This is a genomic window from uncultured Campylobacter sp., assembly GCF_937949835.1.
GTDB lineage: Bacteria > Campylobacterota > Campylobacteria > Campylobacterales > Campylobacteraceae > Campylobacter_B.
The window spans coordinates 1-2,407 of the sequence record NZ_CALEDC010000343.1; the positions used below are offsets into that span (position 1 = coordinate 1).

Here is a 2,407-nt window from a genome sequence, read left to right on the forward strand (position 1 = left end):
CATGAAAACAAAAAACGGCCGCAGAGTTTTAAGTGCAAGACGCGCTAAAGGCAGAAGAAGATTGGCTGCGTAGGCGAATTCGCTGCGATAAGCGATAGCAAGGTTTTTTCGGAGGTTTATAAAAGTGCGGCAAAGTGGCATTGCGAATGCGCTGTTGTGTATTTTTTGGCTAGCGAGCAGCGTAAATTTAGCGCAGTCGCCAGTAAAAAAATAGGCAATTCAGTTACGCGAAATTACGCTAAAAGACGCCTGCGCGCAGCGTTTTATAATCAAAAAGACGCCATTGTTAGCGGAATTTTTATATTAATCGCAAAAAAGCGGATTATAGATATGAGCTTTGAAGACATTGAGCGAAATTTAAAATGGGCGTTTAAAAAGATCGGCGCAGTAAAATGAAGAGATTTTTTATAGCCGCAATCGGGTTTTATCGAAAATTTATTTCGCCTTTGCTACCGCGCTGTTGCCGTTATTATCCGAGCTGTTCGGAATACGCGCTTTATGAGTTTAAGTTTAACGGCGTCTTTGGCGCGCTCTGCGCTGTAACGGCTAGAATTTTAAGATGCAATCCGCTCTTTAGCGGTGGCATAGATTATCCGATAATCGCGCGAAATTTTAAATTTTGCGTATTTTCTAAAATCCGCAGCAGCAATGCCTCTGCGGACAAATTTAAGCTTTGGTTTATACCATATAAAAAAAATAGATATTACGTCATACGACTAGGAGAAAATAGTGCTAGATAAACTTCCTCAATCAAAGCGCCTTGCTATCGCGATAGCAACTGCGCTCATATTTTTTGTAGCTTACGATCATTTTTATTTATCAAAAATTCGCGCTGCTATGGAGGCAAATGCAACCGCGGCGCAAATCGCGCAAAAAAATGCCGCCAAGTCCGCTCCGCAAACTTCCGCCGCTGGCGTGAGCGCGCAGGGAGCAAATTTAAATACCGCAAATTCCATCTCTGCACCGTTAGTACGCGTAGTCGGAAAAGAAGCAAATTTTACGATCGACGGGCTCGGTCGCATAAGCTCGTATGTGCTAAATGATGCTAAATTCCGTGATGAAAACGGCGATGCGATAAATTTAATTGATCCTAAATCACATTCTAAACCGCTTGAGATGCGCTTTGAGGACGCGGCGTTGAATGCGATGGCTTTCGATACTCCTTACAGCGCTTCATCTAATGAGCTTGACGCACGAAATGGAGAGGCTAGCGTTACGTTAAGTCAAAGTTTAGGCGCCGTTAGCATAAATAAAATTCTTACCTTTTATCCAAATGGTAGTTATAAATTGGATCTGAAGTTAAGCGGAAATGCGCGTTATTTCATCAGCCCTGGCTCGCGTCCGAACGTAGAAGTAGATAGCTATACGGTTCACGGCGTCATCGTTGGAAAACCGGGCGAAGCTGGAATTTCAGATAAAATCGCTTCATTTTTTACGGGCTCGCAAGCTATAAGCGAAAGCGTAGAAATTTTTAAAGATGGCGATGTGGATAAAAACGAGCGAATAAGTGGCGCAAATATCGCTGCAAGCTCGGATCGTTATTATACGACGCTATTTTACGGAGAGAGCTTGAATGTGACCGTGACTGACGCAGATAAAATTTCGCAGGTTTTCATAGGCTCAGACGGTGATCTTAGTCTTACGGGCTATATCGGCGCGAAAGATCACGCGACGCTAAGCTCGATAAATCCTGCTCTTACGCACATTATCGAATATGGCTGGTTTACCTTCATCGCCCGCCCGATGTTTAAATTTCTAAACTGGTTGCACGGCTATATCGGTAACTGGGGCTGGTCGATCGTCGTGCTTACGCTCATCATCCGCCTAATCTTATTCCCGCTAAGTTACAAGGGAATGCTATCTATGAATAAGCTAAAAGATCTAGCGCCCAAGATGAAAGAGCTTCAAGAAAAATACAAGGATGATAAGCAAAAGCTGCAGATGCATATGATGGATCTGTATAAGAAAAACGGCGCCAATCCGATGGGCGGCTGCTTGCCGATTTTACTTCAGATACCGGTATTTTTCGCGATCTACCGCGTGCTGCTTAATGCGATCGAGCTAAAGGGCGCGGAGTGGGCGCTGTGGATCCACGATCTGTCGCTTAAAGATCCATATTACATCCTGCCGATTACGATGGGAATTTTGATGTTTTTGCAGCAAAAGATTACGCCGACTACATTTACCGATCCGATGCAAGAGAAGATGATGAAATTCTTGCCGCTCATTTTTACGGTATTTTTTGTGATGTTCCCTGCTGGTCTTACGCTATACTGGACGGTAAATAATTTCTGCTCCATTATCCAGCAATACGTCATTAATAAAGCCTTTGCTAGGCATAAACAAGCTCAAATAGCGGAGAAAAAATCATGATAATTGAAGCAGAAAATTTAAAAGACGCATATAA

General features: G+C 43.2%; 4 protein-coding genes. All 4 read left to right on the forward strand.

The window, feature by feature from the left end; all coding sequences use genetic code 11:
* Positions 1-73 (forward strand): 50S ribosomal protein L34 (locus Q0256_RS07830; protein WP_297961967.1); only part of this gene is annotated, 73 nt, incomplete at its 5' end.
* Positions 74-87: 14 nt separating this feature from the next.
* Positions 88-396 (forward strand): ribonuclease P protein component, encoded by a 309-nt coding sequence (gene rnpA, locus Q0256_RS07835; RefSeq protein ID WP_297961970.1) that lies wholly within the window; start codon positions 88-90, stop codon positions 394-396.
* Positions 393-740: a membrane protein insertion efficiency factor YidD gene (gene yidD, locus Q0256_RS07840; RefSeq protein ID WP_297949690.1), complete on the forward strand. Its 348-nt coding sequence runs from the start codon at positions 393-395 to the stop codon at positions 738-740. Before rnpA ends, yidD begins: the two co-directional genes overlap by 4 nt.
* The gene (gene yidC, locus Q0256_RS07845; RefSeq protein WP_297961965.1) at positions 730-2,373 is read left to right on the forward strand and encodes a membrane protein insertase YidC; all 1,644 of its coding nucleotides are present in this window, start codon (positions 730-732) and stop codon (positions 2,371-2,373) included. The genes yidD and yidC overlap by 11 nt, the downstream gene beginning before the upstream one ends.
* The last annotated feature ends 34 nt before the right edge of the window (positions 2,374-2,407 follow it).

Excerpts from the sequence above, each read along its gene's own strand:
- yidD (WP_297949690.1), top strand. The coding sequence starts at position 393 with ATGAAGAGATTTTTTATAGCCGCAATCGGGTTTTATCGAAAATTTATT.